We start from the raw sequence: 4,075 nt of genomic DNA, 5'->3' as shown, positions 1-4,075 counted from the left end.
CAGCACGATGCCGGAGACGGTGCGGTTGACGACGTCCCTCGCCTTCGGTCCGTCCTTGGAGATCTCGATCGGGGGCACCTTGTCCGCGAGGTCGGGGACGCGCCGGAGGTGACGCAAGAGCGCCGTGGTGTCCTTAAATGGCCTATGGGGAAGGGGTTTTATGTCCTCCGGGTGAGGACCAGGCAGGCCCCTGCCAGGAACAGCGCCGTGAACCCGCCGAGCAGCGCCCAGTCCACGGCCGGCGACCGCGAGAACGTGTCACCGTAGGAGGCGAGCAGAGGCGGCCCCAGCGGCGAGCGCCCGCTCGCCCAGAGCCGCTCCACCCCGAGGCTGTGCCCGAGGCCCTCGAAGGCCCACCGGTTGGACATGGCGCAGCTCAGCCACCGTCCCGGCGCCGCCATCACCGGGACGGGCAGGATCGCGCCCACGAACAGCACCTGCGGGAAGCAGAGCATCGGCAGTGCCATCGTGGCCTGGGCCGGGTCGGTGACGGCCGCCGACACGAGCAGGCCCAGCGCGAGCGCCGCCAGCGAGCACAGCAGCAGCGTGACGAACAGCTCCCCGTACGTCCCCCACCCCGCCGCGGGCAGCCGGTCCAGGACCCGCAGGACGCCGAGCACCAGCGCGTCCACCACGGCCAGCAGCGGCAGCAGGACGGTCGCCTTCGCCAGCACGTAGGGCGCGATCCGCAGCCCGGCGAGCCGCTCCCGCCGCAGGACCGGCAGCTCGCCGCAGATCTGCGGCAGCCCGTAGGTCAGGCCGAAGAAGAACCCCCCGAAGGCGATCCAGAAAAGGATCATCACCGTCGCGGCGGGGCTGGGGGACTCCGGCGAGAAGGCCCCCGGCCGGAACAGGACCGCGAACATCGCCAGCACCATGAGCGGCGACCCGAGCAGCACCGCGAGCGTGAGCCGGTTGCGGGTGAACAGGTCCAGGTTGCGCCGGGTGAGCAGTGCCCACTGCCGGAACGCGGTGATCGCCGGGCCGGTCTCCGGCCCCGACGCCGATGTCGACGCCGGTGCCGGGGGTGCGCCGCGCCCGCGCGCGCCGAACCGGCCCGTCCACTCGTGCGCCTCCCCTTCGGCCAGCCGCAGATAGATGTCCTCGATCCGGTCCGCCTGGAACCGCTCTCGCGCCTCATCCGGTGCTCCGTAGAAGACCAGCCGCCCGTCCTGGGCGAGGACGGCCACCCGGTCGCACACCAGGACGTCCGGCGGATGGTGCGTGGTGATCACCACCGTGGTCCCCGAGTCGGCGAGCCCGCGCAGCAGCCGCATCAGGTCGGCCGAGGTCGCCGGGTCGAGGCCGGAGGTGGGCTCGTCCAGGAAGAACACGCGGGGCCGCGTCAGCATCTCGACCGCGATGCTGGCCCGCTTGCGCTCGCCGCCGCTCAGCGACCCGACGCGCTGCCCGGCCCGCGCGGTCAGCGCGAGCGCCTCCAGGACGCCGTCCACGGCGCGCTCGGCGCGCTCGGGGGGCGTCCCCGCGGGCAGCCGCAGCCCCGCCGCGTAGCGCAGCGTGCGCCGCAGCGGCATCTCCAGGTGCACGATGTCGTCCTGCGGCACGTAGCCCAGCGAGCCCGCGGCGGGGCCCGCCGCGCCGCCGTCGTACCTGACCTCGCCCTCGGCGGGCGGCCGGACGCCCGCGATGGCGTCCAGCAGGGTGGTCTTGCCCGCCCCGCTGCCGCCGATGATCGCCACCAGCTCCCCGGCGCCGATCGACAGCGACACCTCCCGCAGCGTCCGCCGCCCCCCGGCCGCTCGCTGCCCCACCTCGCGGACCTCGATCATCTGTCCTCCCGCCGGGCGACCCCACCCCGACGATGGACGATCTTCCGATGCGCGTCCAGCCGCCGGATCCGGTCAGTCGGGGGCGTCGTCGTCGGGGTCCCCCGCGGCGATCCCGGCGAGCGTCCGCAGGGCGCGGGCGAGGACGTCCGGCGGCGGGGACGCCAGGCCGATGCGGACGGCCCGCGGGGCGGCAGCGCCCCCCACGACGAAGGCGGCGGCCGGGGTGACGGCGATGCCGCGCCGGGCGGCCGCCGCCACGAACGTCTCGGCCCGCCACCGCTGGGGCAGCTCCCACCAGCAGAAGTACGAGCAGGGATCGGACCGGACGGCCGCGCCCTCCAGGCACCGGGCCGCGATCCGCTGCCGCGACGCGGCGTCGGCGCGCTTGGCCCGCACGACCTTCTCGACCGTCCCGTCGGCGATCCAGCCCGCCGCGGCCTCCAGCGCGAACCCCTGCGGGCCCCAGGCGCCGGAGCGCAGCGCGGTGGCGACGCGCCCGGCGAGCGCCGAGGGCGGAACGGCGAAGCCGAGACTCAGACCGGGCGCGAGGCGCTTGGAGAGGCTGTCGACCAGGACGGTGCGGTGCGGGGCGTGCACCGCGAGCGGCTCCGGCCCGCCGTCCGGAAGGAACGCCCAGACGCGGTCCTCCACGGCGTGCAGGCCGAGCCGCTCCAGCGCGCCGGCCAGCTCGGCGCGGCGCCGCTCCGGCATCGTGGTCCCGCGGGGGTTGTGCAGCGTCGGCTGGACGTAGACGCCGCCGAGCGGCGCGGCGCGATGGGCCTCGGCGAGCGCGTCCGGGCGCAGGCCGTGCTCGTCCATCGCGATCGGGACCGGCGTCACCCCGAGCCGGGCCGCGATCCCCTTGATCACCGGATAGGTCAGCGCCTCCACGCCGAGCCGGCCGCCCGCGGGCACGAGCGCCGCCACCGCGCCCGCGACGGCCTGCCGGCCGTTCCCCGCGAACAGCACGTCGGAGGGGGCGGGCCGCAGGCCGGGCGAGGCCAGCAGCGCCGCCGCGGCCTCGCGGGCGGCGGCGGTCCCCGCGACCCCGGCGGGGCCGAGCGCGGTGGCCAGGACGTCCGGGCGGCGCAGGCGCTCCAGCCCCTCGGCCAGCAGGGCGCTCAGGCCCGGCGCCACGGGGTGGTTGAGCTCCAGGTCGACGCGCGCGGCGGCGGGCTCGGCGAGCGCGGGCCCCGGCGGGCGCTCGGCGGCGCGGACGAAGGTCCCGCGCCCGACCTCGCCCACCACCAGGCCGCGCCTGGCCAGCTCGCGGTACACGCGGTTCGCCGTGGAGCCCGCGATGCCCCGGCGCCGGGCGAAGGCGCGCTGCGGCGGCAGCCGCTCGCCCGGGCGCAGCCGCCCCGCCGCGATGTCGGCGGCCAGCTCGTCCGCGACCCGCCGGAAATCGTCCACCTGAACCCCATATTGCACCGAGAACAATTCTCTTATTGCACCGAGGATACCCCGACTTCTACTCTTGGAGAACTTCAAGTCGTCTGGAGCGCAATGATCTCGTTCGGGGCCGTCGCGGCCATCGCCCTGTTCGCCCTCGGCCTCGTCCTCACCCCGGGGCCCAACATGATCTATCTGGTGTCGCGGTCGGTGACGCAGGGCCGCCGCGCCGGGCTGATCTCGCTCGGCGGCGTCGCCGCGGGGTTCCTCGTCTACGTCGCGGCCGCCACCGCGGGCCTCACCACGGTCTTCACGCTCGTGCCGCCCCTCTACACCGCGATCAAGCTGGCCGGCGCCTGCTACCTGCTGTGGCTGGCGTGGCAGACGCTGCGGCCCGGCGGCACGACCGCCTTCACGCCCGCGGACCTGCCCGCCGACCCGCCGCGCCGGCTGTTCACCATGGGCCTGGTCACCAACCTGCTCAACCCCAAGATCGCCGTCCTGTACGTGTCGCTGCTCCCGCAGTTCGCCGACCCCGGGCGCGGCAGCGTCGCCGTCCAGATCCTGCTGCTCGGCGCCGTCCAGGTCGTGATCGCCGTCACCGTCAACGCCCTCATCGTGCTCGGCGCGGGCTCCATCGCCGCCTTCCTCGCGCGCCGGCCCGGCTGGCGGCGCGCCCAGCGCTACCTGATGGGCTCGGTGCTGGCCGCCCTCGCCGTCCACATCGGCCTGCGCCCCGCGACCGCCTGACCCGCCGCCCCGCGCCGGACCTTGCCATGATGGGCCGCGTGGATCTCGGTCCATGGGGCCGAAGACGCCAGGCTGGAACATCTCGCTGGGAGCGCCGGTCGTGAACAGCAGCATCGCTTGCTTGCCGGCGAGGGCCGCGTTCT

Annotated in this window: 3 protein-coding genes; 1 reads left to right on the top strand and 2 read right to left on the bottom strand. The window is 75.6% G+C overall.

Translation table 11 applies throughout. From position 1 onward, the window contains the following. Positions 1-158 precede the first annotated feature (158 nt). Both AB0C69_RS39040 and AB0C69_RS39035 read right to left on the bottom strand, forming a co-directional pair. Positions 159-1,790 carry an ATP-binding cassette domain-containing protein gene (locus AB0C69_RS39040; RefSeq protein ID WP_360361181.1) on the bottom strand — a complete coding sequence of 544 codons (1,632 nt, stop codon included), beginning with the start codon at positions 1,788-1,790 and terminating at the stop codon, positions 159-161. 72 nt (positions 1,791-1,862) lie between these two features. Further along, positions 1,863-3,203: a PLP-dependent aminotransferase family protein gene (locus tag AB0C69_RS39035; RefSeq protein ID WP_360361178.1), complete on the bottom strand. Its 1,341-nt coding sequence runs from the start codon at positions 3,201-3,203 to the stop codon at positions 1,863-1,865. 93 nt (positions 3,204-3,296) lie between these two features. On the opposite strand from AB0C69_RS39035, the gene AB0C69_RS39030 reads away from it, so the two are divergent. Beyond that, complete coding sequence (locus AB0C69_RS39030) at positions 3,297-3,932, top strand: LysE family translocator (protein WP_360361176.1); 636 nt, start codon at positions 3,297-3,299, stop codon at positions 3,930-3,932. Positions 3,933-4,075: the final 143 nt, after the last annotated feature.

Origin of the sequence: Actinomadura sp. NPDC048032 (assembly GCF_040653175.1) — a bacterium.
Taxonomy (GTDB): Bacteria; Actinomycetota; Actinomycetes; order Streptosporangiales; family Streptosporangiaceae; genus Spirillospora; species Spirillospora verrucosospora.
This window is presented reverse-complemented; position numbering and strand designations above follow the sequence as displayed.